This is a genomic window from Actinomadura sp. 9N215 (genome assembly GCF_044326345.1).
In the GTDB taxonomy this organism is placed as follows: Bacteria; Actinomycetota; Actinomycetes; order Streptosporangiales; family Streptosporangiaceae; genus Spirillospora.
Genome location: NZ_JBIRBA010000006.1, coordinates 1 through 26227, shown reverse-complemented (window position 1 = coordinate 26227; position 26227 = coordinate 1). Strand labels below are relative to the sequence as shown.

The 26227-nt window shown below is 74.5% G+C and carries 2 protein-coding genes; both read left to right on the top strand.

All coding sequences use genetic code 11. The annotated features are described in order from the left end of the window. Positions 1–12: 12 nt before the first annotated feature. A complete protein-coding gene (locus ACH34T_RS12090) occupies positions 13–15681 on the top strand; it encodes an SDR family NAD(P)-dependent oxidoreductase (RefSeq protein ID WP_395992144.1) in 15669 nt (5222 codons plus the stop codon). A gap of 17 nt (positions 15682–15698) precedes the next feature. Next, positions 15699–26227 (top strand): SDR family NAD(P)-dependent oxidoreductase (locus ACH34T_RS12085; protein WP_395992143.1); only part of this gene is annotated, 10529 nt, incomplete at its 3' end.

Genomic DNA, 26227 nt, shown 5'->3' with positions numbered 1-26227 from the left:
GGCTGACGACGCATGACGATGGAAGACAGGCTGCGCGACTACCTCAACCGCGTCACGGCCGAGCTCCACCAGGCGCGCCGGGAACTGCGGGAGGCGGGCGAGGCGCGGAGCGAGCCGATCGCGATCGTCGGCATCGGCTGCCGGTTCCCCGGCGACGTCGAGTCCCCCGCCGGGCTGTGGGACCTGGTGGCGGGCGAGCGGGACGCGATCGGCGAATTCCCCGCGGACCGGGGATGGGACGTGCGGGCGCTCTACGATCCCGACCCCGACTCCGGCCGCCTCGGCCGGACCTACGCGCGCGAGGGCGGGTTCCTGCACTCGGCGCCGGAGTTCGACGCGGAGTTCTTCGGGATTCCGCCGCGCGAGGCGCTGGCGATGGACCCGCAGCAGCGGCTCCTGCTCGAGGTCTGCTGGGAGGCGCTTGAGGACGGCGGCATCGTCCCCGCCGACCTGCGCGGCAGCCGGACGGGCGTGTTCGCGGGCGTCATCGCCCAGGACTACCCGCCCGGGCTCGGCCGCCCGTCGGGCGGCGATCTGGAGGGCTACGTGCTCACCGGGACGACGCCCAGCGTGGCGTCCGGCCGGGTGGCGTACACGTTCGGTTTCGAGGGCCCGGCGATCACCGTCGACACCGCCTGCTCGTCGTCGCTGGTGGCGCTGCACCTGGCCTGCCGGGCCCTGCGGGACGGCGAGTGCTCGACGGCGCTCGCGGGCGGCGTGACGGTGATGTCCACCCCCGGCATGTTCGTGGAGTTCTCCCGGCAGCGGGCCCTGTCGCCCGACGGCCGCTGCAAGCCGTTCGCGGCCGCCGCCGACGGCACCGGATGGGGCGAGGGCGCCGGGATGCTCGTCCTGGAACGCCTCTCGGACGCGCGGCGCCTCGGCCACCGCGTGCACGGCCTGATCCGGGGCAGCGCGGTGAACCAGGACGGCAAGAGCAGCCAGCTGACCGCGCCCAACGGCACGGCCCAGCAGCGGGTGATTCGTGAGGCGTTGGCGGATGCGCGGTTGTCGGTGGGTGATGTGGATGTGGTGGAGGCGCATGGGACGGGGACGCGGTTGGGTGATCCGATTGAGGCGGGTGCGTTGTTGGCGACGTATGGGGTGGAGCGGGAGCGTCCGTTGTGGTTGGGGTCGGTGAAGTCGAATATCGGGCATACGCAGGCGGCGGCGGGTGTGGCGGGTGTGATCAAGGTGGTGGAGTCGATGCGGCATGGGGTGTTGCCGCGGACGTTGGGGGTGGATGAGCCGTCGGGGCATGTGGATTGGTCGTCGGGTGGGGTGTCGTTGTTGACGGAGGCGGTGGCGTGGCCGGGTGGTGGTGGTCGGCGTCGTGCGGGGGTGTCGGGGTTCGGTATTTCCGGGACGAACGCGCACGTGATCGTCGAGGAAGCGCCGGAGCCGGAGCCGGTGGAGCCCGAACCAGTGGAGGTCGGGTCGGGGTCTGGGTCGGTGGTGGGTGTGGTGCCGTGGGTGGTGTCGGCGCGGAGTGTGGTGGGGGTGCGGGGTCAGGCGGGTCGGTTGGCGGAGTTCGTGCGGGGGCGTGCGGAGTTGTCGCCGGTGGATGTGGGTTGGTCGCTGGTCTCCTCGCGGGCGATGTTCGAGCACCGCGCCGCAGTTGTCGCGAACGGCCGGGACGGGTTGCTGGCGGGTTTGGACGCGCTGGCCGAGGGGCGTCCGTCCGGGGATGTGGTTCGGGGCGAGGCGGTTGGCGGGGGTGTGGTGTTCGTGTTTCCCGGTCAGGGGTCGCAGTGGGTCGGTATGGGGGTGGAGTTGCTGGATTGTTCGCCGGTGTTCGCGGCGCGGATGGCCGAGTGTGAAGCGGCTTTGGGGGAGTTCGTCGACTGGTCGCTGACCGGGGTTCTGCGCGGCTCGGAGGACCTGGATCGTGTTGATGTGGTGCAGCCGGTGTTGTGGGCGGTGATGGTGTCGTTGGTGGAGGTGTGGCGTTCGTTCGGTGTGGTTCCGGCGGCGGTGGTGGGTCATTCGCAGGGGGAGATCGCGGCTGCGTGTGTGGCGGGTGCGTTGTCGTTGCGGGACGCTGCCCGGGTGGTGGCGTTGCGGAGCGGGACGATCAGGGAGTCGCTGGCGGGTGGGGGTGGGATGGTCTCGGTGTCGCTGCCCGAGGCCCGAACCCGCGAGATCCTGGAAAGCCTCGGCACCGGACTGTCCGTCGCCGCGGTGAACGGCCCGTCCACGGTCGTCGTGTCCGGCGAGGCCACCGCGCTGCTGGGCCTGGAAACCGAGCTGGCGTCGCGCGGCGTCATGCGGTGGCGCATCCCGGGCGTGGACTTCACCGCCCACTCCAGCGAGCTTGACCGGCTCGCCGAGACGCTCCGCGCCGACCTCGCCCCCCTACGACCCGCGACACCCCGCATACCGATGTACTCCACCGCGGAGTCGCGCTGGGTCGACGGCGCCGAGCTCGACGCCGGCTACTGGTACGGCAACCTGCGCAACACCGTCCGGTTCGAGCACGCCGTCCGGGCGCTCGCGGAGGACGGCCATCGCGTCTTCGTCGAGATCAGCCCCCATCCGATTCTGACGCCGCCGCTCCAGGAGACGATCGACACGCTTCCAGGCGGCGCGGTCGTGCTGGGCACGCTCCGGCGGGACGACGGCGGCCCGCGCCGGATGCTGGCCGCGCTGACCGAAGCCCACGTCCATGGCGTCGCCGTCGACTGGACGGCGGTGTTCTCCGCGGCCGGTCCGCGCCGCGTCGACCTGCCCACCCACGCCTTCCAGCGCCGCCGCTACTGGCTGGAGCCCACGGACGGCGCGGTGGGCGGGGACCCGCTCGCGACCTGGCGCTACCGCGTCGCCTGGAAGCCTTTGGCCGAGCCGTCCGAAGGCCTGGCGGGGACCTGGGCCGTGGTCGTCCCGGACGGATGGGAAGAGGACGACCTCGTCACCGGGACGCTACGCGCCCTCCGCGAACGCGGCGCCGACGCGCTGCCCGTCACGCCGGGCGACCTCACCGGGGACGTCGGGGACGTCGCGGGCGTCGTCTCGTTCCTGGCGCTGGACGAGGAACCCCACCCGGAGCACCCCGCCGTCCCGCGCGGGCTCACCGCGACGCTCTCGCTGATCAGAGCGCTGGACGAGGCGGACGCGGCCGGACGGGTCTGGTGCGTGACCCGCGGCGCGGTCGCGGTCGACGACACCGACGTCCCCGAACCGGCGCGGGCCCTCACCTGGGGGCTCGGCCGGACCGCCGCGGTGGAGTACCCGGAGCGCTGGGGCGGGCTGATCGACCTGCCAGGCGAGCCGGACGACCGCGACCTGGACCTGCTCGCGCGGGCGCTCACCGGCACCGCCGAGGACCAGGTGGCGGTGCGCCGTTCGGGGCTGTTCGGCCGCAGGCTGGAGCGCGCGCCGTCCAGCGGCGGCGGCACGGACTGGATGCCGCGCGGGACGGTGCTGCTGACCGGCGCGTCCGGATCGGTCGGCCCGCACGTCGCCCGCTGGCTGTCCCGCAACGGCGCCGAGCACGTCGTCCTGGTGAGCCGGCGCGGCGCGGACGCCCCCCGGGTCGAGGGCGTGGTGGCGGACCTCGCCGCCGACGGCACCCGGTGCACCGCCGTCGCGTGCGACATCACCGACCGGGCGGCGGTGACGGAACTGGTCGAGCGTCTCCGCGCCGACGGCCCGATCCGCGCGGTCGTGCACGCGGCCGCCGTGATCGAGCTGGCCGCGCTCGCCGACTGCACCGCCGAGCACCTCGCCGGGGTCGTCGCGCCCAAGGTCGCCGGGGCGGCGCTGCTCGACGAGCTGCTCGACGGCGAGCCGCTGGACGCGTTCGTGCTGTTCTCGTCCCTCTCGGGCGTGTGGGGGAGCGGCGACCACGGCGCCTACGGGGCGGCCAACGCCTACCTGGACGCGCTCGCCCGGCGGCGCCGCGCCCGGGGCCTGCCCGCCACGTCGGTGGCGTGGGGCGTCTGGCGGGGCAGCGAGCCGGGCCGCCGCGACGACGAGCGGCAGGGCGACCGCGTCGCCGCCCGCCTCCGCGAGCAGGGTCTCCCCGCGATGGACCCGGGCTCGGCGCTGGCCGGGCTCGCCCGTGCCGCCGGGGCGGACGAGCCCTGCGCGATCGTCGCCGACGTCGACTGGGGACGGTTCGTCCCGTCGTTCACGCTGTCCCGTCCGAGCCCGCTCATCGCCGACCTGCCCGAGGCCGCGCGCGTCCTCGCGGCCGACGCCGGCGAGGGGCACGGCGACGGCGCCACGGCGGCGCTTCGGCGGCGGCTCGCCTCCCTCTCCCCGGACGACGGGATCGCCCTCCTGGTGGAGACGGTGCGGAGCAGGGCCGCCGTCGTCCTCGGGCACGACTCGGCGGACGCGGTCCCGGCGGACCGCGCGTTCCGCGAGTCGGGCTTCGACTCGCTGACCGCGATCCAGCTCCGCAACAGCCTGGCGGAGGCCACCGGGCTCCGCCTGCCCGCGACGCTCGTGTTCGACCAGCCCACGCCGGCCGTCCTCGCGCGCCTCCTCCGGGAGCGGCTGCTGGGCACGACGACCGTGGCCGCGCCCGTGACGGTGGCGGCGGCCACCGAGGAGCCGATGGCGATCGTGGCGATGAGCTGCCGTTTCCCCGGCGGGGTGCGGTCGCCCGAGGAGCTGTGGCAGGTGGTCGCGGAAGGCCGCGACACCGTTTCGGCGCCGCCGGACGACCGCGGCTGGGACCTGGCCGCCATCTACAACGCCGACGCGGGCGTCCCCGGCACGACCTACGTCCGCGAAGGAGGCTTCCTGCACGACGCGGCCGAGTTCGACCCCGAGTTCTTCGGGATCTCGCCGCGCGAGGCGCTGGCGATGGACCCGCAGCAGCGGCTGCTGCTCGAGGTCTGCTGGGAGGCGTTCGAACGGGCCCGCATCGAACCGGGCTCGCTGCGCGGCAGCCGGACGGGCGTCTTCGTCGGCGCGCTGGCCCAGGACTACCTCCCCCGCGTGGACGCCGTCCCGCCGGAGGTCGAGGGCTACGTCGTGACGGGCGGCGCGCCGAGTGTGGTGTCGGGCCGCATCGCCTACGCCTTCGGGCTGGAGGGCCCGGCGGTGACGGTGGACACGGCGTGCTCGTCGTCGCTGGTCGCGCTGCACCTGGCGACGCAGGCGCTGCGGCGCGGCGAGTGCTCGATGGCCCTCGTGGGCGGCGCCGCGATCATGTCGACGCCCGGCCCGCTGGTCGAGTTCTCCCGGCAGCGCGCCCTGTCGCCCGACGGCCGGTGCAAGCCGTTCGCGGCGGCGGCCGACGGCTTCGGGCTGGCGGAGGGCGTCGGCGTCCTGCTCGTGGAGCGCCTGTCGGACGCCGAGCGCAACGGCCACCGCGTGCTCGCCGTCGTGCGCGGTTCCGCGATCAACCAGGACGGCGCGTCCAACGGGCTGACGGCGCCGAACGGTCCGTCGCAGCAGCGGGTGATTCGTGAGGCGTTGGCGGATGCGCGGTTGTCGGTGGGTGATGTGGATGTGGTGGAGGCGCATGGGACGGGGACGCGGTTGGGTGATCCGATTGAGGCGGGTGCGTTGTTGGCGACGTATGGGGTGGAGCGGGAGCGTCCGTTGTGGTTGGGGTCGGTGAAGTCGAATATCGGGCATACGCAGGCGGCGGCGGGTGTGGCGGGTGTGATCAAGGTGGTGGAGTCGATGCGGCATGGGGTGTTGCCGCGGACGTTGGGGGTGGATGAGCCGTCGGGGCATGTGGATTGGTCGTCGGGTGGGGTGTCGTTGTTGACGGAGGCGGTGGCGTGGCCGGGTGGTGGTGGTCGGCGTCGTGCGGGGGTGTCGGGGTTCGGTATTTCCGGTACGAACGCGCACGTGATCGTCGAGGAGGCGCCGGAGCCGGAGCCCGAGCCGGTGGAACCCGTGGAGCCCGTGGCGGTGCCTGATGCAGTGGTGCCGGTGGGTGTGGTGCCGTGGGTGGTGTCGGCGCGGAGTGTGGTGGGGGTGCGGGGTCAGGCGGGTCGGTTGGCGGAGTTCGTGCGGGGGCGTGCGGAGTTGTCGCCGGTGGATGTGGGCTGGTCGCTGGTCAGTTCGCGGGCGGTGTTCGAGCACCGCGCCGCCGTGGTGGGGGAGAGCCGGGAGGCGCTGCTCGCCGGGTTGGACGCGGTCGCCGAGGGGCTTCCGTCCGGAGACGTGGTTCGGGGCGAGGCGGTTGGCGGGGGTGTGGTGTTCGTGTTTCCCGGTCAGGGGTCGCAGTGGGTTGGTATGGGGGTGGAGTTGCTGGATTGTTCGCCGGTGTTCGCGGCGCGGATGGCCGAGTGCGAGGCGGCGCTGGGGGAGTTCGTCGACTGGTCGCTGACCGAGGTTCTGCGTGACTCGAAGGACCTGGATCGTGTTGATGTGGTTCAGCCGGTGTTGTGGGCGGTCATGGTGTCGTTGGCGGAGGTGTGGCGTTCGTACGGGGTGGTTCCGGCGGCGGTGGTGGGTCATTCGCAGGGGGAGATCGCGGCTGCGTGTGTGGCGGGTGCGTTGTCGTTGCGGGACGCCGCCCGGGTGGTGGCGTTGCGAAGCCGGACGATCAGGGAGTCGCTGGCAGGCGGGGGTGGGATGGTCTCGGTGTCGCTGCCCGAGGCCCGAACCCGCGAGATCCTGGAAAGCCTCGGCACCGGACTGTCCGTCGCGGTGGTCAACGGGCCCGCCTCCGTCGTGGTAGCCGGTCCCGTCCCCGCCCTCGACGCGCTGCTGGACCGGTGCGCGGCGGAGGAGATCCGGGCGCGGCGCATCGCCGTCGACTACGCGTCGCACGGCACGCAGGTCGAGGCGATCGAGGAGCGCCTGGCCGACGTCCTCGCGCCGATCGTCCCGCGCGCCGCCGACGTCCCCTGGTACTCGACCGTGACCATCGGGTGGCAGGACGGCACGGAGGCCGACGCCGCGTACTGGTACCGCAACCTGCGCCTCCCCGTCCGGTTCCATGACGCGGTCCGGGGCCTGCTGGACGCGGGCCACCGGATGTTCCTTGAGGTCAGCCCGCATCCGGTGCTGCTGGGCGGGATCGAGGAGACCGCGGCGGCCGAGGGCGCGGACGCCGTCGTCGCGGGCTCGCTCCGGCGCGACGAGGGCGGCCCGCTCCGCATGGTCACCTCGCTGGCGGAACTCCACGTGCACGGCGCGGACGTCGACTGGGCCGCCCTCTTCGCCGAGGCCGGGCCGCACCAGGTCGACCTTCCGACCTACGCGTTCCAGACCAGCCGTTTCTGGCTGCCGAAGCCCGACGCCGACGCCGGGCACGCCGCGTCCGTCGGGCTCGTCCCGGACGACCATCCGCTGCTGAGCGCCGCGTTCGAGCTGGCGGACACGGGCGGGACGCTGTTCACCGGACGCCTGTCCAGACGGACGCACGGCTGGCTGGACGACCACTCCGTCCTGGGGGAGACGGTCGTCCCCGGCACCGCGTTCGCGGAGCTGGCGGTGAGCGTCGGCGATCGCGTCGGCTGCGGCCTGGTCGAGGAGCTGACGCTGCACGCCCCGCTCGTCCTGCCGGACGAGGGCGCGGTCCAAGTGCAGGTGAGCGTGGACGGCCCGGACGACACCGGCCGGCGCACCCTGGCGGTGCACGCCCGGTCGGAAGGCTCGTCCTGGACCCGGCACGCCGACGGCGTCCTCGCCCCCGCCGCGCCCGCGGAGCCATTCGGGGAGAGCGCTTGGCCTCCCCCCGGCGCGGACCCGGTCGACCTCGGCGGCTTCTACACGCGGCTGGCCGAACGGGGATACGGCTACGGCCCCCTGTTCCAGGGCCTCACGGCGGCCTGGCGCCGGAACGGCGAGATCCTCGCCGAGGTGCGGCTGCCCGAGACGGACGGCGGCGCCGGCGACTTCCGCGTCCATCCCGCGCTGCTGGACGCGGCACTCCAGAGCGGCCTGCTCGCGGCCGACGAGTCCGGGCCGGTCCACCTCCCGTTCGCGTGGAACGGGATCTCCGTCTCGGCCGGTGATCCGAGGGCGCTCCGTGTCCGGATGACGCCGTCCGGGCCCGCCGCCTACTCGGTCGCGCTCGCCGACGCCGAAGGACGTCCCGTCGGCGCGGTGCGGACGCTGACGCTCCGCCCCCTCGCCGCCGGGCAGCTCGCGAGCGGCGGCTCCGCCGGAAGGTCGCTGCACAGGATCGAGCCCGTCGCCGTACCGCCCGCCGAGCCGCTCAGCACGGACCGCTGGGCCGCGATCGGACCCGCGGACGGCCTTCCCGCCCGCCCCCATGAGGACCTCGCCGCCATCGTCGCGGCGGGGGACCCGATCCCCGACGTCGTCCTCGTCGGCCCCGGCACCCTGGGACGTGACGCGCGCGAGGTCACGACACGGGCGCTGGCGCTCCTCGGGGAATGGCTGGCGGAACCCGCGCTCGAAGCGTCCACGCTGGTGTTCCTCGTCGGCGACGACCTGGCCGATTCGGTGCTGTGGGGACTCGTGCGGTCCGCGCAGACCGAGAACTCCGGACGGTTCGTGCTCGTCGGCGTCGACGGCGACGACGCCACCCCGGCGGCGCTCCCGGCCGCGCTCGCGAGCGGCGAACCCCAGCTGATGATCCGCGCGGGCTCCATCGCGGCGCCGCGCCTCACCCGCGTCGCCGACCTCCCGCAGGACGCCCCCGGGCCGGACCCGGACGGCACCGTGCTGATCACCGGCGGCACCGGCACGCTCGGCCGTCTCGTCGCCCGGCACCTGGCCGCCGAGCACGGCGTCCGGCACCTGCTGCTGGTGAGCAGGAGCGGCGGAACGGCGGACGACCTCGCGGACACCGGCGCGGACATCACCGTCGCCGCCTGCGACGCGGCCGACCGCGACGCGCTCGCCGCCGTCCTCGCGTCCGTGCCCGCCGAACACCCCCTCGCCGGCGTGGTGCACGCCGCCGGAGTCGTCGACGACGCGCCGATCACGTCGTTGACCGGGGAGCAGGTCGACGCGGTCATGCGCGCCAAGGTCGACGCGGCGCTCAACCTGCACGAGCTGGCGGGCGACGTCCCGATGTTCGTGCTCTTCTCGGGCGCGGCGGGCGTCCTCGGCACGGCCGGGCAGGGCAACTACGCCGCCGCCAGCACCTTCCTGGACGCCCTCGCCGAACACCGCCGCGCCGCCGGCCTGGCGGGCGTGTCTCTGGCCTGGGGGCTGTGGGCCGAGCGCACCGGCCTGACCGGACGGCTCAGCGCACGCGACCTCAGGCGGATGGCGCGGCTCGGCGTGCGGCCGCTGTCCACCGGGGAGGGGCTGAAGCTGTTCGACCTCGCGCTCGCGGCGGACGACGCGGCGCTCGTCCCCGTCCGGCTCGCGCGGGCCGCCGACGACGTGCCGCCCCTGCTGCGCGACCTCGTCCGCCCGGCCGCGCGGCCCGGCACGGCCGGCGCGTCCTTCGCCGAGCGGCTTCGGACGATGCCGGACGCCGACCGCGACAAGACGCTGCTGGAACTCGTCACCGGCGAGGTCGCCGCCGTGCTCGGCCACCGGGGGAACGGCGCCGTCCAGCCCGGCCAGGCGTTCAAGGACCTCGGCCTGGACTCGCTCACCGGCGTCGAGCTGCGCAACCGGCTGAGCGCGGCCGTCGGCGCCCGGCTGCCCGCCACCCTGATATTCGACCATCCCACCCCGCTCGCCCTGGCCGGACACCTGCGCGACGCGATGCTCGGCGCCCCGGCGTCCGCCGCCGCCCCGGACCCCCGCGCCGCCGCCGCCGACGACGCGGTCGCGATCGTCGGGATGGCCTGCCGGTTCCCCGGCGACGTCCGCACCCCCGAACAGCTGTGGGACCTGCTCGCGCGGGGCGGCGACGCCATCGGCCCCGTCCCGGACGACCGGGGCTGGGACCTCGCCCGGCTGACCGCCTCGGCCCCCGGCGGCGCCGAGGAGACCTATGCCCGCAGGGGCGGTTTCCTGCTCGACGCCGACCGGTTCGACGCGGGCTTCTTCGGGATATCTCCGCGCGAGGCGCTGCTGATGGACCCGCAGCAGAGGGTCCTGCTCGAAACGGCCTGGGAGACCATCGAACGGGCCGGAATCGACCCGCGTTCACTCCGGGGCACGCCGACCGGCGTCTTCACCGGCGTCATGTACCACGACTACGGCCCGCTCCTCCAGAACAGCCCCGACGCGGACGGCAGGAGCCTTGCCACCGGGAGCGCGGGCAGCGTCGTCTCCGGGCGGGTGGCGTACACGTTCGGGTTGGAAGGCCCGGCGGTGAGCGTGGACACGGCGTGCTCATCGTCCCTGGTCACCTTGCACCTGGCGTCCCAGGCGCTCCGCCAGGGCGAGTGCACGCTCGCGCTGGCGGGCGGCGTCACCGTCGCGGCGACCGCCGAGCCGATGGCCGAGTTCGTCCGCCAGCAGATGCTGGCTCCCGACGGACGCTGCAAGCCCTTCGCGGCAGCGGCGGACGGCGCGGGCTTCTCCGAGGGCGTGGGGCTCGTCCTGCTGGAACGGTTGTCGGACGCGCGACGCAACGGCCACCGGGTGCTGGCCGTCGTGCGGGGCTCGGCGGTCAACCAGGACGGTGCCTCCAACGGGCTGACGGCTCCCAACGGCCCGTCCCAGCAACGCGTGATCCGCCAGGCGTTGGCGAACGCGCGCCTGTCACCGTCCGATGTGGACGCGGTCGAGGCGCACGGCACCGGCACCACGCTGGGCGACCCGATCGAGGCGCAGGCCCTTCTGGCGACGTACGGTCAAGATCGCCCCGATGACCGACCCCTCTGGCTCGGCTCGATCAAGTCCAACATCGGTCATACGCAGGCCGCGGCCGGGATCGCGGGCGTGATCAAGATGGTCATGGCGATGCGCCACGGCCGCCTGCCCACCACCCTCCACGTCGACGAACCCAGCCCCCACGTCGACTGGTCGTCAGGCACGGTTCACCTGCTGACCGAGCAAATCGACTGGCCGGACACCGACCGTCCTCGCCGAGCGGCCGTGTCATCCTTCGGAGTCTCCGGCACCAACGCCCATGTGGTGCTGGAGTCGGCGCCCGCCCCCGAGCCGGTCGCGCCGGTTGAGCCGGATGGTCCGGTGCCGTGGGTGCTGTCGGCCCGCACCCCTCAAGCATTGCGCGATCAGGCCGGCGCGTTGGCCGACCTGGACGCCCCCGACATCGCCGGTGTCGCACGGGCCTTGGTGGAAACTCGCGCGACGTTCGAGCATCGCGCTGTCGTGTTCGGCCGCACCCACCAACAACTCCGCACCGGGCTGGCCGAGCTAACCGAGGCACCCGACGCCCCGGCCGCGAGCACTGGGCCCTTGGTGTGGTTGTTTCCCGGGCAGGGCAGCCAGCGCGCCGGGATGGGCGCCGGGCTGTATGAGCGGTATCCGGTTTTCGCCGCCGCCTTCGACCAGGTCTGTGCGCTGCTGGACCCGTACCTGCCCGAACACCCGCTCAAGCAGGTGGTGTTCGAGGGTGAGCCGGGCGGGTTGCTGGATCACACCACCTACGCCCAAGCCGGACTGTTCGCCCTGCAGACCGCGCTGGCCCGGCTGCTGCACGAGCACGGGCTGCACCCGGACGTGGTGATCGGGCACTCGATCGGAGAGGTCACCGCCGCGCACATCGCCGGCGTCCTGGATCTGTCGGATGCGTGCCGGCTGGTCGCCGCCCGCGCCACCCTGATGGGCGCCCTGCCCGACGGTGGAGCGATGGCCACCATCCACGCCACCCCCGACGAGCTCACTCAGCCCCCCGGACTGCCCGACCAGGTCAGCATCGCCGCGCACAACACCCCCACCACCACCGTCATCTCCGGACCCGCACCCCACATCACCACCCTCACCACCCACTGGGCCCAGCAAGGACGCAAAACCCGAACCCTCACCACCAGCCACGCCTTCCACAGCCCACTCATGGACCCCATCCTCGACGACTTCGAAACCGCCATCGGCGATCTGGCGTACCGCCCTCCGGCCATTCCGCTGATCAGCACGCTCACGGGGCAGCCCGCGACAAGCGACATCGCCACGCCTGACTATTGGGTGCGGCAGGTCCGGCAACCGGTCCAGTTCCACCACGCCCTCACCCACACCGACCCCAACCCCACCTTCCTGGAACTGGGCTCCGATCCCGTCCTGTGCACCGCCGTCCAGCACACCCTGGACCAGCCCACCACCATCAGCGCCCTCACCAGCAAACGGTCCGACACCGACGCCTATCTCCACGCCCTGGGCCACCTGCACAGCACCGGCACGCCCATCAACTGGACCCACCACCTCCCCACAACCACCCACACCACCACCGACCTGCCCACCTACCCCTTCCAACACCAGCGCTACTGGCCGAGGACGTTCGCGAGTGTTGGTGAGGTTGTGCGCCTGGCGGACGGCGGGCTGGTCATGACCGGGCGCCTGGACGATGGCCTGGCGGCGGAGCATGTCGTCGGCGGGACGGTCATGGCGCCGGGGTCGGCGCTTGCGGAGTGGGCCCTCCGGGTGGCGGACGAGGCCGGGTGCGCGGCGGTCGAGGAGCTGGTTCTGCGTGCGCCGATCGTCGTCCCGGAGCAGGGCGGCGCCGTACAGGTTCAGGTGGTGGCCGACGCCCCGGACGATGACGGGCGGCGGGCGCTGCGGCTGCACTCTCGTGCGGCGGACGACGAAGCGTGGGTGTGCAATGCGGAGGGCGCGCTGAGCACTCACGCGCCCAGCGGGGAGGGACTGCCGGGGCAGTGGCCTCCGCCGGGTGCGGAGCCTGTGGACCTGACCGGGTTCTACGAGCGGGCGGCGGAGTCGGGCTACGAGTACGGGTCCGCGTTCCAGGGTCTGCGGGCGGTGTGGCGGCACGGCGACGAGCTGCTGGCCGAGGTGGTGCTGCCCGGCGCCGCCGGTGATCCGAAGGAGTTCGGTATCCATCCGGCGCTGCTGGACGCGGCCCTGCACCCGACGCTGCTCATGGACCGCTCGGACGGGCTGTGGCTGCCGTTCGCGTGGAACGGCCTGACGCTCTGGGCGACCGGCGCGTCCAGCGTGCGGGTCCGCCTCGCGCCGGACGAGCGCGGCGTGCGGGTCACGGTCGCCGACCCGACGGGCGCGCCTGTGCTCGGTGTCGAGTCGCTGGCGATGCGCTCGGCTTCCGCCGACGAGCCCGAGGCCGCCCGTGAGCCACGCGGGCTGTTCAGCCTCGACTGGGTTCCGGCGGCACCGGGTCGGCGCCTCGGGGACGGCTGGGAGATCGTCGAGCCGTCCACGACGGAAGAGCTGCTGGGCCTGATCCAAGCGTCGGAAGGCCGGATGGTGGTCGTCACGCGGGGTGCGACCGATGGCCGCGTCCCGGACGCCGCCGCGCTCTGGGGCCTGGTGCGCAGCGCCCAGTCGGAGGACCCGGACCGGTTCGTCCTGGTCGACCTGGACGGCGAGGGGAACGGCGACGATCTGGCGCGAGCCCTGGAAGTGGGCGCACCCCAGATGGCCGTCCGGGACGGTGAGGTGCTCGTTCCGCGGCTGTCCCCGGTGCGAGGCGGCGCGCTCCCGATCCCGTCGGCCAGGGCCGGGTGGCGGTTGGACGTCGCGGAGGCCGGGACCCTGGACGGGATCTCGGTCGTGGAGTGCCCCGAGGTCCTGGAGCCCTTGGAGCCGGGGCAGGTGCGGGTCGCGGTATCGGCGGCCGGTCTCAACTTCCGGGACACGCTCGTCGCCCTCGGCATGGTCCCCAGCCAGGCCGGTATCGGCGGCGAGGGGGCGGGCGTGGTCATGGAGACCGCACCGGACGTCACGCGCCTGCGTCCGGGCGACCGGGTGATGGGCCTGTTCTCGGGCGCGTTCGGCCCGGTCGCCGTGACGGACGCCAGGCTGCTCGCGCGGGTGCCGGACGGCTGGACGATCCAGCAGGCGGCGGCAGCGCCGGTGGTGTTCTTGACCGCGTGGTACGGGCTGGTGGATCTGGCCGGGCTGAGTGCGGGTGAGACGGTCCTGATCCACGCCGCGGCCGGTGGTGTGGGGATGGCGGCGGTGCAGATCGCGCGGCATCTGGGGGCGGAGGTCCTGGCGACGGCGAGTCCTGCCAAGCACGGTGTGCTGGCGGAGATGGGGATCGCTGAGGCCGATCGTGCCTCGTCTCGCGACCTGGGTTTCGAGGCGGCCATGAGCGGCCGGGGTGTGGATGTGGTGTTGAACAGTTTGGCGGGGGAGTTCGTCGACGCCTCGGTCCGGCTGCTCGGTGAGGGCGGACGGTTCCTGGAGATGGGCAAGACCGACATCCGTGACCCCGAGCGGTACTCGAAGATCGACTACCGGGCCTACGACCTCCTGACGGACGCCGGTCCGGACCGTGTCGGCGAGATGCTGTCCGAGCTGGGCGCGTTGTTCGAGTCGGGTGCGCTGCGTCCTTTGCCGGTGCGGTCGTGGCCGCTGTCGCGGGCCCGTGAGGCGATGCGTCATCTGAGCCAGGCGCGTCACACCGGCAAGCTGGTCCTGGACGTCCCGGCGCCTCTCGATCCGGAGGGGACGGTTCTGATCACCGGCGGCACCGGCACCCTGGGCGGCCTGATCGCCGAACACCTGGCCCGCACCTGGGGCGCCAAACACCTCCTCCTGGTCAGCCGCCGCGGCCCCCACGCCCCCGGCGCCGACACCCTGAAGACCACCCTCACCGACCTCGGCGCGCACGTCCAGATCGTCGCGGCCGACCTCACCGACCCGGCCACCGTCACCGACCTGGTCCACGACCTCAACCTCACCGCGGTCATCCACACCGCCGGGGTCCTCGACGATGCGACCGTCACCTCGATGACGCCCGGCCAGCTCCGCAGGGTCTGGGAGGCCAAGGCCGCGAGCGCTCACAACCTCCACGTCGCCACACGTCACCTCCCCGTCGGCACGTTCGTGATGTTCTCGTCCGCGTCGGCGACGCTCGGCAGCCCGGGCCAGGCCAACTACGCGGCGGCGAACGCGTACCTGGACGCGCTCGCCGTCCATCGCCGCGCCGAGGGGCTGCCCGCGCAGTCCATAGCGTGGGGGCCCTGGGAGCAGCCCAGCGCCATGACGGAGAACCTCGGCGAGGCCGACCTGGCCCGGATGCGGCGCAGCGGCGTCAAGGCCCTCGCCACCGAGCACGCCCTGGCCCTCCTCGATGCCGCGCACCGGCACGGCCGCGCGTACCTCGTGGCGGCCGACCTCGGCCCCCAGGCCCTGGGCAACGGTGCCGCGCCGCCGAAGCGGACGGCCGCGGCGGCGGACACCGGCCCGGACGACCTCCGGGCCCGGCTCGCCGCCGTCCCGGCGGGGGAGCGGCACCGGACGCTGCTCAACCTCGTCCGGGCCAGCGCGGCCGCCGTCCTGGGCCACGACTCGACGGATCCCGTGCTGGCGGACGGCTCGTTCAAGGAACTCGGCTTCGACTCGCTCACCGCCGTCGAACTCCGCAACCGTCTCTCGGCGGCGACGGGGCTCCGGCTGCCCGCGGCGGTCGTCTTCGACTACCCCGCCCCGGCGCCGCTGGCGGAGCATCTCCGCGAGGAGCTGTCCGCCGGCATGCGGAACGGGGACGGGAACGGCGTCCCGCCGCTCCTCGACGAGCTGGAAAGGCTGGAGAGCACGCTGGCCGGCGCCGCGCTAGAGGAGGCGGAGGCAGGCCGCGTCACCGCGCGGCTGGAGACGCTGCTGGCGACCTGGAAGGCGAGCCGCGCCGCGCCCGACGACGGCGGCGGCGGGGTGGCGGAGAAGCTGCGGTCGGCGACGGCCGACGAGGTCCTGCGCCTGATCGACGACGAACTCGATGTGTCCTGAAGGCCGGGTGACACCGCATGGCGAGCGAAGAAGAACTGGTCGACTACCTCAAGCGGGTCGCCGCCGAACTGCACGAGACGCGCAGGCGGCTGCACGAATCCGAGGGACGGCGGCAGGAGCCCGTCGCCGTCGTCGGCATGGCCTGCCGCTACCCCGGCGGCGTGACGTCGCCCGAGGGTCTCTGGGACCTGGTCGCCTCGGGCCGGGACGCGATCGGCCCGTTCCCGGCGAACCGGGGATGGGACCTGGAGCGCCTGTTCCACCCCGACCCCGACCACCCCGGGACGAGCTATGCCCGTGAGGGCGGTTTCCTGCATGACGCGGATCTGTTCGACGCGGGGTTCTTCGGGATCAGTCCGCGTGAGGCGCTGGCGATGGACCCGCAGCAGCGGTTGCTGCTGGAGGTGTCGTGGGAGCTGTTCGAGCGGGCGGGCATCGACCCGGGCACGCTGAAGGGGACCGCCGCGGGCGTCTACGTCGGCACGGCCGAGACGGGCTTCGGATTGCTCCCGGAGTCGCTGCCCCCGGAGATCGAGGGGCATCTCGGCACGGGCAACGCGCCGAGCGTCCTGTCCGGACGGCTGGCGTTCGCGTTCGGCCTGGAGGGCCCGGCGATGACCGTCGACACGGCGTGCTCGTCGTCCCTGGTGGCCGTGCACCTGGCCTGCCAGGCGCTCCGCGACGGCGAGACGCCGCTCGCCGTCGCGGGCGGCGTGACGGTCATGGGCACGACGGGCATGTTCACGGAGTTCTCGCGGCAGCGCGGGCTGGCGCCGGACGGGCGGTGCAAGCCGTTCGCGGCCACCGCCGACGGCACAGGGTGGAGCGAGGGCGCCGGGCTCGTCCTGCTGGAGCGGCTGTCGGACGCGGAGCGCAACGGCCACCGCGTGCTGGCGCTGATCAGGGGTTCGGCGATCAACCAGGACGGTGCGAGCAACGGCCTGACGGCGCCGAACGGGCCGTCCCAGCAGCGCGTCATCGGCCAGGCGCTGGCGAGCGCGGGGCTGACCGGCGACCAGATCGACGCGGTGGAGGCGCACGGCACCGGGACGACCCTCGGCGACCCGATCGAGGCCGAGGCCCTGATCGCCACCTACGGCAGGGATCGCCCCAGCGATCGTCCTCTGCGGCTGGGCTCGGTGAAGTCGAACCTCGGGCACACGCAGGCGGCGGCGGGCGTGGCGGGGTTGATGAAGATGGTGCTGGCGATGCGGCACGGGGTGCTGCCCGCGTCGCTGCACATCGACGAGCCGACGCCGCACGTGGACTGGTCGTCCGGCGGCGTGAGCCTGCTGACGGAGCGGACCGGCTGGCCCGAGGCGGACGACCGCCCCCGCCGCGCGGCGGTCTCCTCGTTCGGCGCCTCGGGGACGAACGCGCACCTGATCGTGGAGCAGGCCCCCGATGGGGCGCCGGGCTCGGGTGAGGTGCGGCCGTCCTTCGGCGTGGCGCCGTGGGTGGTGTCGGCGCGGAGCGCCGAGGCGCTGCGCGCCCAGGCCGGGGCGCTGGCCGAGTTCGCCGAGGCGGACCCGGCGCTGACCGCGCCCGAGGTGGGCCGTTCGCTGATCACCGCGCGCGCGGTCTTCGAGCACCGCGCCGTGGTCTTCGGCGAGGACCGCGACGAGCTGCTGGCGGGGTTGCGCGCCCTCGCCGCGGACGAGCCGCTCCCGCAGGCGGCGGCGCCCGGCACGGGGACCGTCCTGGTCTTCCCCGGCCAGGGTTCGCAGTGGGCCGGGATGGGGGAGCGGCTGCTCGCCGAGTCGCCGGTGTTCGCGGCGCGGATCGCCGAGTGCGAGCGGGCCCTGGCACCGCATGTGGACTGGTCGCTGACCGGGATGCTGCGGGGGTCCGCCGACCTGGACCGGGTGGACGTCGTCCAGCCCGTCCTGTGGGCCGTGATGGTGTCGCTGGCCGAGGTGTGGCGGTCGTTCGGGGTCGTCCCGGACGCCGTGGTCGGGCATTCGCAGGGCGAGATCGCGGCCGCGTGCGTGGCGGGCGCGCTGTCGCTTGAGGACGCCGCGAAGGTCGTGGCGCTGCGGAGCCGGGCGCTGCGCGCGCTGTCGGGGCAGGGCGCGATGGCGGCTCTCGGCGTCGGCGAGGACGAGGCGTCGCGGCGGGTCCGGGGCCGCGCGGGCGTGGTCGTGGCCGCGGTGAACGGCCCGGGGTCGACGGTGGTCTCGGGCCCGCCCGGGCGGCTGGCCGAGCTGGTGGCCGAGTGCGAGGCCGAGGGCCTGCGGGCCCGGCTCATCGACGTCGACTACGCCTCGCACGGCCCGCAGGTCGACCGGATCACCGACGAGGTCACGTCCCTCCTCGCCGGCGTCCAGCCGGTCGCTTCGACGATGGGGTTCTACTCCACGGTGACCGGCGAGCGCATGGACACCTCGGGACTGGACGCCGAGTACTGGGTGACGAACCTGCGCCGGCCGGTGCGGTTCGCCGACGCCGTCGCCTCGCTCCTCGCCGACGGGCATCGGGTGTTCGCCGAGTCGAGCCCGCATCCGGTGCTGTCGGTCGGGCTGGAGGAGGTCTTCGAGGAGGCCGGGGTCTCCGCGGCGACGGTGCCCACACTCCGGCGGGACGAGGGCGGCCTCGCCCGGGTGGCGCGGTCGGTGGGGGAGGCGTTCACCGCCGGGGCCGGCGTCGACTGGTCGGCCTGGTTCGAGGGCGCGGGCGAGCAGATCGTCGACCTGCCCACCTACAGCTTCCAGCGTGAGCGGTTCCGGGCGGTGTCCGTCCGTGCCAAGGGTGATGTGCGCGCGGCCGGGCAGCGGCCGGTCGAGCACGACCTCCTCACCGCCGCCGTGGCCCTGCCCGACGGCGGGCTGGTCCTCACCGGACGGCTCCCGGCGGCGGGCGGCGGCGGATGGCTGGGCGACCACGTCGTCGGCGGTACGGTCCTCGTCCCGGGAGCGGGACTTGTGGAGTGGGTGCTGCGGGCCGCCGACGAGACGGGCTGCGCGGGGATCGAGGAGCTCGCGATCCAGGCGCCGCTGGCCGTGCCCGGCGCGGGCGGCCTCCAGGTCCGGGTGACGGTCGACGCGGCCGACGACGGCGGGCGCCGCGACGTCCGGGTGCACTCGCGGCGCGAGGACGGGGACGCGTGGGCGTGCCACGCGGAGGGCGTCCTCGCCCCCCGCATGCCGGAGCCCGGGCCCGAGCCGGGGCAGTGGCCCCCGCCGGGCGCCCGCCCGCTCCCGGTGGACGGCCTCTACGAGCGGGCCGCCGGGGCGGGATACGCGTACGGGCCCGCGTTCCAGGGCGTCCGGGCGGCCTGGCGGGACGGGGACGACCTGTTCGCCGAGGTCGTCCTGCCGGACGGCGAACCCGGCGGCTTCGGGATACATCCCGCCCTCCTTGACGCCGCGCTGCATCCCGTGCTGCTGACGGCGGAGCGGGACGCCGGCGACCGGCTGTGGCTGCCGTTCGCGTGGACGGGCGTCGGACTCTGGGCGACCGGGGCCACCACGGTCAGGGTGCGGCTGACCGCGCTCGCGCCACACGAGGTGCGGGTCACGGTGGCGGACGCCGATGGGGCGCCCGTCCTGACCGCCGACTCGGTCGTGACGCGTCCCGCCGAGCCGGGCAGGCTGCGAACGCCACGGGACCTGTTCGCGCTGGACTGGGTCCCCGTCCAGCCCGGCGCGCCGGAAGACGCCGCCCTGGTCGTCGTGGAGACCGGCGGCGACGAGGCCCTGGAGCAGGTGGAGCGCGTCCTCGACCTGGCCAAGGAGTGGCTGGAGGACGCGGACGCCGACGACTCCAAGCTCGTCGTGGTCACCCGGGGCGCCATGGACGGCGACCCCGCGGGCGCGGCGGTCTGGGGCCTGGTCCGCAGCGCCCAAACGGAGAACCCCGGCCGGTTGGTCCTGGTCGACCTCGCGCCGGGGGAGAACCTCGACGGCGTGCGGGCGCTCGTCGCCGGGACCGGCGAACCCCAGCTCGCGGTGCGCGACGGCCGCGTCCTGGCGCCCAGGCTCGTGCGGACCACCGCGACCACCGCGGCCGCCGCGGAACCGGTGTGGGACGGCTCGGGAACCGTCCTGATCACGGGCGGGACGGGCGTCCTCGGCGCCCTGCTCGCCGAGCACCTCGTGCGCGAGTACGGCGTCCGGCGGCTGCTGCTGCTGTCGCGCAGCGGCGCCCGCGCGCCGGGCGCCGGGGCCCTGCGCGACCGGCTCGCCGAACTGGGAGCGTACGCCGACTTCGCGGCCGCCGACGTCGCCGACCTGGACGCGCTGTCCGGCGTCCTGGCGCGGATACCGGCCGACCGTCCGCTGACCGGGGTCGTGCACGCGGCCGGGACGGTGGACGACGCCGTCCTCGCCTCCTGGGACGCCGACCGGCTGCGGCGCGTCTGGGAGCCGAAGGCGGCGGGGGCGCGGAACCTCGACCTGCTGACCCGCGATCTCGACCTGAGGCTGTTCGCGCTGTTCTCCTCGTCCGCGGGCGTGCTGGGGAGCGCCGGGCAGGCGGGCTACGCGGCGGCCAACGCCTACTGCGACGCGCTCGCCGCCCGGCGGCGCGCGGACGGCCTCCCCGCGCACTCCATCGCGTGGGGGCTCTGGACGCGGACCAGCGGCCTGACCCGGCATCTCGACGACCGCGACCTCGCGCGCTTCGCCGCGATGGGCCTGCGGCCCCTGGACGACGCCGACGGACTCGCCCTGTTCGACGCGGCCCTCCGATCGGAGCGGCCGTGCCTGGTCGCCGCGGGGATCGACACTGCCACGGTCCCCGCGGCCGAGGTTCCGGCGCCGCTGCGCGGGCTCGCCCGCCCCGCGCGGCGCCGGGCCGCCGCCGCGGCCGCGGACGGCTCCGGCCTCGGCGCGCGACTCGCGGGCCTGGACCCCGCCGACCGCCTCGAACCGGTGCTGGACGTCGTCCGGGAGTGCGCGGCCGCCGTCCTCGGGCACGGCTCGCCGTCCGGGATCCGGGCGGACGTCAGCTTCAAGGACCTGGGCTTCGACTCGCTGACCGCGCTCGCGATGCGGAACCGGCTGTCGGCGGCCAGCGGCCTGCGCCTCCCCGCCACGCTGGTGTTCGACCACCCGACGCCGCGCGAGCTGGCCGCGCTGGTGTGCGAGCGGCTCACCGGCGGGAGCGGGCCGTCCGCCGCCGCCAGGCCGGCCGAGCGGGCGCCCGCGCCGGTCGACGACGGCGATCCGATCGCCATCGTCGCGATGGCCTGCCGCTACCCCGGCGGCGTGACGTCGCCGGAGCGGCTCTGGGACCTCGTGGCCTCGGGCCGGGACTCGATCGGCCCGTTCCCGGTGAACCGGGGATGGGACCTGGACGGCCTGTTCCACCCCGACCCCGACCACCCCGGGACGAGTTATGCCCGTGAGGGCGGTTTCCTGCATGACGCGGACGTGTTCGACGCGGGGTTCTTCGGGATCAGTCCGCGTGAGGCGCTGGCGATGGACCCGCAGCAGCGGTTGCTGCTGGAGGTGTCGTGGGAGCTGTTCGAGCGGGCGGGCATCGACCCGGGCACGCTGAAGACCAGCCGCACCGGCGTCTACGCGGGCGTGATGTACCACGACTACGGCATCGGCGCGGAGGTCGAGGGCTACTCGATGATGGGCGGCTCGGGCAGCGTCGTGTCGGGACGGGTGGCGTACACGTTCGGGCTCGAAGGCCCGGCCGTCACCGTGGACACCGCGTGCTCCTCGTCCCTCGTCGCCATGCATCTGGCGTGCCAGGCGCTCCGCCAGGGCGAGTGCACGCTCGCGCTGGCGGGCGGCGTCACCGTCATGGCCACGCCCCAGGTCTTCACGGAGTTCTCGCGGCAGCGCGGGCTGGCCCCGGACGGGCGGTGCAAGCCGTTCGCGGCGGCCGCCGACGGGACCGGGTGGAGCGAGGGCGCCGGGCTCGTCCTGCTGGAACGCCTCTCCGACGCGCGCCGCAACAACCGGCGGGTCCTGGGGGTGATCAGGGGTTCGGCCGTGAACCAGGACGGTGCGAGCAACGGCCTGACGGCGCCGAACGGGCCGTCCCAGCAGCGCGTCATCGGCCAGGCGCTGGCGAGCGCGGGGCTGACCGGCGACCAGGTCGACGCGGTGGAGGCGCACGGCACCGGGACGACCCTCGGCGACCCGATCGAGGCCCAGGCCCTCCTCGCCGCCTACGGCCAGAACCGCGACCGGCCCCTGTGGCTGGGCTCGGTGAAGTCGAACCTCGGGCACACGCAGGCGGCGGCGGGCGTGGCCGGCGTGATGAAGATGGTGCTGGCGATGCGGCACGGGGTGCTGCCCGCGTCGCTGCACATCGACGAGCCGACACCGCACGTGGACTGGTCGTCCGGCGGCGTGAGCCTCCTGACCGAGCCGAGGGAGTGGACGCCGGACGACCGCCCCCGCCGGGCGGGCGTCTCCTCGTTCGGCGCCTCCGGGACGAACGCGCACCTGATCGTGGAGCAGGCTCCTGATGAGGCGCCCGAGCCGCCGGACGCGGCGGGTTCGTCCGGTGGTGCGGCGCCGTGGGCGGTGTCGGGACGGAGCGCCGAGGCGCTGCGCGCCCAGGCGGAGGCGCTGGCGGAGTTCGTCGCGGCGGACCCGGCGCTGACCGCGTCCGACGTCGGACGGTCGCTCGCCACCACGCGGGCCGTGTTCGAACACCGCGCCGTCGTCGTCGGCGAGGGCCGCGCCGAGTCGCTGGCCGGACTGGCGGCCCTGGCGCGGGGCGAGGCCCATCCGGCACTGGTGGACCCGGGAACGTCCGCGCCGCCCGAAGCGAAGATCGCGCTGGTGTTCCCGGGGCAGGGCTCGCAGTGGCCCGGAATGGGGGAGCGGCTGCTCGCCGAGTCGCCGGTCTTCGCCGCGCGGATCGCGGAGTGCGAGCGGGCTCTCGCCCCGCACGTGGACTGGTCGCTGACCGAGGTGCTGGGAGGGTCCGCCGAGCTGGACCGGGTGGACGTCGTCCAGCCGGTGCTGTGGGCGGTCATGGTGTCGCTCGCGGCGGTCTGGGCCGAGTACGGGGTCACGCCGGACGCCGTGGTCGGGCATTCGCAGGGCGAGATCGCGGCCGCGTGCGTGGCGGGCGCGCTGTCGCTTGAGGACGCCGCGAAGGTCGTGGCGCTGCGGAGCCGGGCGCTGCGCGCGCTGTCGGGCGACGGCGCCATGGCTTCCCTCGGCATCGGCGAGGACGAGGCGTCCCGGCGGATCGAGGGCGGCGCGGGCGTCGTGGTCGCCGCCGTGAACGGCCCTGATTCGACGGTGGTGTCCGGGCCGCCCGAGCGGGTCGCGGCGCTGGTGGCGGAGTGCGAGGCCGAGGGCCTGCGGGCCCGGCTCATCGACGTCGACTACGCCTCGCACGGCCCGCAGGTCGACCGGATCGCCGACGAGGTCACGGCCCTGCTCGCCGGGATCCGGCCCGCCGCGTCCCGCGTCGGCTTCTACTCCACGGTGACCGGCGAGCGGATCGACACCACGGCGCTGGACGCCGAGTACTGGGTGACGAACCTGCGGCGGCCGGTGCGGTTCGCCGACGCCGTCCGCCGCCTGCTCGCCGACGGCCACGCGGTGTTCGTCGAGTCGAGCCCGCACCCCGTCCTCACGGTCGGGATCGAGGAGACCGGCGAACCGGCCAGGGCGGTCGGAACGCTGAGGCGGAACGAGGGCGGACTCGACCGGGTGGCGCGGTCGATGGGAGAGGCGTTCGCCGCCGGCGCGGACGTCGACTGGTCCGCCTGGTTCGAGGACGGGCGCACCGCCGACCTGCCCACCTACGCCTTCCAGGGCGGCCGGTACTGGGTGACCGCCGGGAACAGCGACGATCTCCAGGCGGTGCGGCTGGCCGACGGCGGCGTGCTCCTCTCGGGCCGCCTGGCCGGCGGCGGCTGGCTCTCCGAGCACGTGGTGACCGGCGTCCCGCTGGTGCCCGGAGCGGCGCTGGTGGAATGGGCGCTCAGGGCCGCCGACGAGGTGGGCTGCGCGGGAGTCGACGAACTCGCGCTCCAAAAACCGCTCGCCGTGCCCGAGTCGGGCGGCCTGCGGATCCAGGTCGTGGCCGGTGCGCCCGGAGAGGACGGCCGCCGCGAAGTCCGGGTGCACTCAAGCCCAGGGGAGACGGACGCCTGGGAATGCCATGCGGTCGGCGTCCTGGCCCCCGACGCCGCGCCGGAGCCCGAACCGGAGGGCGCCTGGCCTCCGCCGGGTGCGGAGCCCGTGGACGCGGGCGCCCTCTACGAGCGGGCGGCCGCGGCGGGATACGAGTACGGGCCGGTCTTCCAGGGCGTCCGGGCCGTCTGGCGGGACGGGGACGACCTGCTGGCCGAGGTCGTCCTGCCCGACGACGAGCACGGCCCCCACGGGATCCACCCCGCCCTCCTCGACGCCGCGCTGCACCCCGCGTTGCTCACCGCCGAGCCGGGCGAGGTGTGGCTGCCGTTCGTGTGGAGCGGTGTGTCGCTCTGGGCGACCGGGGCCACGGCCGTCCGGGTCCGGCTGTCCACGCTCGGCGGCGGCGATCGGCGGGGCCTGCGGGTGACGATGGCCGACCCGGCGGGCCGGCCGGTCCTGGCCGTCGAGTCGGTGGAGACGCGTCCAGTGGACCTGGAGCAGCTGAGCCGGTTCCGGACGGTTCCCGAACGCGGCCTCTTCGGCCTGCGCTGGGCACCGGCCGCGGCGACGGCGGAGCCCGTCGACTGGGCCGCCTTCGAGGACGACCACGAAGGGCCGGTTCCAGACGTCGCCGTCGTGGAGGTCCCCGACGAGGGCGACGAGGACGCCGGGCTGGCGACGGTGGAACGGGTCCTGGAACTGCTGCGCCGCTGGCTGGACGACTCCCGGTTCGCCGATTCGCGGCTGGCGCTGGTGACCAGGGGCCAGATCGACGCCGGCGCGCCGTCCTCGTCCGGCGGGCCGGTCTGGGGCCTGGTCCGCAGCGCGCAGGTCGAGCACCCGGACCGGTTCCTCCTCGTCGATCTCGACCCGTCCGACGACCTCGGCTCCGTGGGCCTCGCGCTGGCGGTGGGCGAACCCCAGACGGCCGTGCGGGAGGGCAGCGTCCTGGTCCCGCGCCTGACGGACGTCGACGGGCCCGACCTCCGCCTCCCGGTCGCGAAGCCGGGCTGGCGGCTCGACGTGGCGGGCGACGGCGGAACCCTGGACGACGTCTCGGTCGTGGAGTGCCCCGAGGTCCTGGAGCCCTTGGCGCCGGGGCAGGTGCGGGTCGCGGTATCGGCGGCGGGACTCACTTTCCGGGACACGCTCGTCGCCCTCGGCATGGTGCCGGGACAGGTCGGCATCGGCGGCGAGGGGGCGGGCGTGGTCATGGAGACCGCACCGGACGTGCCGGGCCTGCGTCCGGGTGACCGGGTGATGGGCTTGTTCCCGGGCGCGTTCGGCCCGGTCGCCGTGACGGACGCCAGGCTGCTCGCGCCGGTGCCGGACGGCTGGAACCTCAGGGAGGCCGCTGCGGCACCGGTGTCCTTCTTGACCGCGTGGTACGGGCTGGTGGATCTGGCCGGGCTGAGTGCGGGTGAGACGGTCCTGATCCACGCCGCGGCCGGTGGTGTGGGGATGGCGGCGGTGCAGATCGCGCGGCATCTCGGGGCGGAGATCCTCGCGACGGCGAGTCCTGCCAAGCACGGTGTGCTGGCGGAGATGGGGATCGCTGAGGCCGATCGTGCCTCGTCCCGTGATCTCGGTTTCGAGAGCGTGATGCGGGACCGGGGTGTGGATGTGGTGTTGAACAGTTTGGCGGGGGAGTTCGTCGATGCCTCGGTTCGGCTGCTCGGTGAGGGCGGACGGTTCCTGGAGATGGGCAAGACCGACATCCGCGACCCCGAGCGGTACCCGAAGATCGACTATCGCGTCTATGACCTGGTCACCGACGCGGGGCCCGACCGGATCCGGGAGATGTTCGCGGAGCTGGGCGCGTTGTTCGAGTCGGATGCGCTGCGTCCGTTGCCGGTGCGGTCGTGGCCGCTGTCGCGGGCCCGTGAGGCGATGCGTCATCTGAGCCAGGCGCGTCACACCGGCAAGCTGGTCCTGGACGTCCCGGCCCCGCTCGATCCGGAGGGGACGGTTCTGATCACCGGCGGCACCGGCACCCTCGGCGGCCTGGTCGCCGAACACCTGGCCCGCACCTGGGGCGCCAAACACCTCCTCCTGGTCAGCCGCCGCGGCCCCAACGCCCCCGGCGCCGACACCCTGAAGACCAAACTCACCGACCTGGGCGCGCAGGTCCAGATCGTCGCGGCCGACCTGACCGACCCGGCCACCGTCACCGACCTGGTCCACGACCTCAACCTGACGGCAGTGATCCATACCGCCGCAGTGCTGGACGACGCGACCCTCACCACCCTCACCCCCGACCAACTCCGCCGGGTCTGGCACGCCAAGGCCACCACCGCCCGCCACCTGCACCACGCCACCCGACACCACGACCTGGCCGCGTTCGTCCTGTTCTCCTCCTCCGCCGCCACCCTCGGCAGCCCCGGACAAGCCGCCTACGCCGCCGCCAACGCCTACCTCGACGCCCTCGCCCACCACCGCCACACCCACCACCTCCCCGCACAATCCATCGCCTGGGGACTGTGGCA